3 protein-coding genes are annotated in these 2,946 nt (G+C 48.9%); 2 read left to right on the top strand and 1 reads right to left on the bottom strand.

The features are described from left to right. On the bottom strand, positions 1–788 hold a 788-nt coding region (locus tag AACZ40_RS28850), incomplete at its 3' end, for an Hsp70 family protein (protein WP_339677115.1). Between the two features lie 172 nt (positions 789–960). Here AACZ40_RS28850 and AACZ40_RS28845 point away from each other — a divergent pair. Both AACZ40_RS28845 and AACZ40_RS28840 read left to right on the top strand, forming a co-directional pair. Continuing rightward, positions 961–2,178, top strand: a complete 1,218-nt coding sequence (locus AACZ40_RS28845) for a hypothetical protein (protein WP_291178773.1) — start codon at positions 961–963, stop codon at positions 2,176–2,178. A 444-nt stretch (positions 2,179–2,622) separates the two neighbouring features. Beyond that, the coding region (locus AACZ40_RS28840) for a 6-phosphofructokinase (protein ID WP_339677110.1) at positions 2,623–2,946 on the top strand (324 nt) is incomplete at its 3' end.

Genomic DNA, 2,946 nt, shown 5'->3' with positions numbered 1-2,946 from the left:
GCCAGTGTCGTTTTGGGCCGGACGGTCAGACTGCGTTTGGCCTGTTCGACTTCATTCGCCAGATACTGCAGGCTTTCCGGATCATTCGCAGGATTGACACCGAACTCAGCGAAAAACTGTTCCGCGATCGTTGCCTGAAGTGTACTGTTCCAGTCAATCCCCCCCAGCTTCAGATCACCGCCACTGGCGATCACATTCACTTCATCTTTCTGATATTTGACCAGAGAAAGATCGAACGTACCGCCTCCCAGATCGTAGACAAGGATACGCTGTTCTTCAGCAAGTTCGGCAAACCACATCCCCTCTGATCCCAGCACATAACACAAGGCAGCTGCCACCGGTTCATTGATCAGATCGACCTGTTTCAGCCCGGCCTGCTTGCCAGCAGCAATCGTTTCCTGTCGCTGGAGATCACTGAACTGGGCCGGCACGGTAATGACGGCAGACTCGACGGGTCCGATTCGCTCTTCAGCAGCCGAGAGCAGTTTTTTTAATATGAATGCAGAGATATCCCGCGGTGTGAAATAGCGTCCATCAATTTCCCAGCGAAAATCGGACTTTCCCAGAAACCGCTTGGCATGCTGGACAACATTCCGGGGATTCACAATCGCATGCCGCAAAGCTTCCGTACCGACAATGACCTCTGCGCCATCAAACATGGCCACAGAGGGAGTGGACAGTTCCCCTTCCTGATTGGGAATCGTAACCGGTTCCCCATGTTCATTCAGGTGCGCAATACAGGAATAAGTAGTTCCCAAATCGATTCCAACCGCCTGTACTTTCTGCATAAAACACTGACTCTCTTTACATTAGACTATCACATCACGGATAGATAAAATATGACAGGAAAGGCTCCTACTGATATGGTATCATGGAACCCAGTCACACTCCAGCACCTGATTCCGGTTTTTCAGCCTGCCATCTCTGTAAAAATACAGACCAGAGGAAAAGACTCAAACTGTGAGAAAACTGAGCTCCCTAAAGTACTGGCTGATATTCTGTCTGCTGCTGATTTCATTCAGAAACACAGTAAATCAGAGGGGATACGCCTATCAGGGACCCGGTGAAACCCCTGTCTTACTCAATCGGGAAATCCCCCGATATCTCACAGAACGTGATTTCCGGCAGGCATTGGTACAACCATTCTCAGCTTCCTGGTCCAATGTCGGAATCCGTGCCATCATTCAGAGGATCAGGGAGACGCAAAATATCTCTATTATCCTGGATCGACGAATTGATCCGTCCCGTAAACTGAAAATCGATCTTCAGAACAGGAGCTTGCAAGAGGGGCTGGAAGAAATCGCGGAACGGGTCCAAGCCAGCTGCATCACGGTCGGCAGCAATGTTTTTATAGGACCGGAGGAAGCTGTATCAAAGCTGAATACACTGCTGGTTCTGAAATCAGATGCCCTACACGAGTTAACCGACTCTCAGAAAAGACTCAAATCACGGGATCTTCAGCTTTCGAGAAACCAGTCATTTCACTTTCAGGATCTGGATACACCTGCAGAAATCCTCCGGCAGATTACCGATGCCTACCGAATCAAAGTCGAGAATGAGCAACTGGTTCCCCATGACCTCTGGTCGAATTTTTCCCTGGTTTCTGTGAATGCCACTGAATCACTTTCCCTGATCCTGATTCAATTCGATCTGACTTATGACTGGGCAGGGGAGGCAAACAGGATTCGAATTGCAGCTGTTCCGGACAAGGTTCTGATCAAAAAAACGTATCCGCTGCGAGGTAAACCGGTTGAATCGGTCACCAGACAATTAAAGGAACAGTTTCCGGAATTAGAGCCGACTGTCACGGGAAAACTTCTCTCCGTGCAGGCTGCGATGGACGTTCATGAGCAGATTGAACAATTCCTGAATCCACAAAGAACGGCGCAGCCTGTTCGATCGGGCGTGGGGAAGACAGTTCCCCTGAGCAGGCGGAAATTCACACTGCGGGTGAAAAAAGTTCCGGTTCTGGCGATTATGCAGAAACTGGAACAGTCGGGGATCGAGTTTGAATACGACAAACAGGAACTGGCAGAGGCAGAGATTAATCTTCTGCAACTCATTGATGTGGCAGTGCTCGATGCAGACGCCGAGGAGTTTTTTGACGCGTTATTCAGCTCTTTTAAGCTCGATTATCAGATACAGGGGACCAAAGTCACGTTGACTCCACAGAAATAGGCAGCCCTCAGGTTTTATTTAACTTTCACAGGCAAACTTTCCCGGAACTTTCTGTATTGGCAGCATGGCGATACTTTGAATTAGAGCACAAAATCGGGTAATATCCCGAGTGAGTGAGTTGATACAAGTCTTTATGAGTCAGTAAGACAAAAGCACCCACACTGAACACAGGCTATTTTCCGCCGACTCAGGCGATAACAATGTAAACGATAAACTGTTAACACATAACGATTTATCAACAATAGCCTTCTAATAATCGCCCTGGACCTTGTGGGAAGTGTTCGTATCTCGCCCGAATTGATTCGTAACATACCGGTCCCGGTTCTGGATCAGACCTGGTTCATTACAGAGAGACAAGGGCCCCAGAGTAACAGAGGGAAATGTTCTGTACCCCGGTGGGTCGCACAGCATCTCGAATAGACAACAACAGAGTGAGGAGAAAACGTGGCAAGTCCTAAGAATATGATTGTGGCCCAGTCTGGTGGTCCTTCACCAGTCATCAACAACAGCCTGCGAGGGTTGGTCGAAACAGCCCGGGATCTACCGGAAATCGGCACCATCTATGCGGGATGGCATGGAATTGAAGGGGTTCTCAAAGAAGAACTGCTCAATTTAAGTGGCCAGTCCCCCGAAGAAATCGCGCTGTTGAGAGTCACCCCTGCCGCCGGTTCTGTCGGAACGTGTCGTTATAAACTGAAAGAGCATCAAAACGAAGACTTCGACCGGATTGTGGAAGTCTTCAAGGCCCATAACATCGGATATTTCTGC

Origin of the sequence: uncultured Gimesia sp. (genome assembly GCF_963972345.1) — a bacterium.
GTDB lineage: Bacteria > Planctomycetota > Planctomycetia > Planctomycetales > Planctomycetaceae > Gimesia.
Note: the sequence above shows the minus strand (reverse complement) of the source record. Positions and strands in the feature narration are given on the sequence as shown.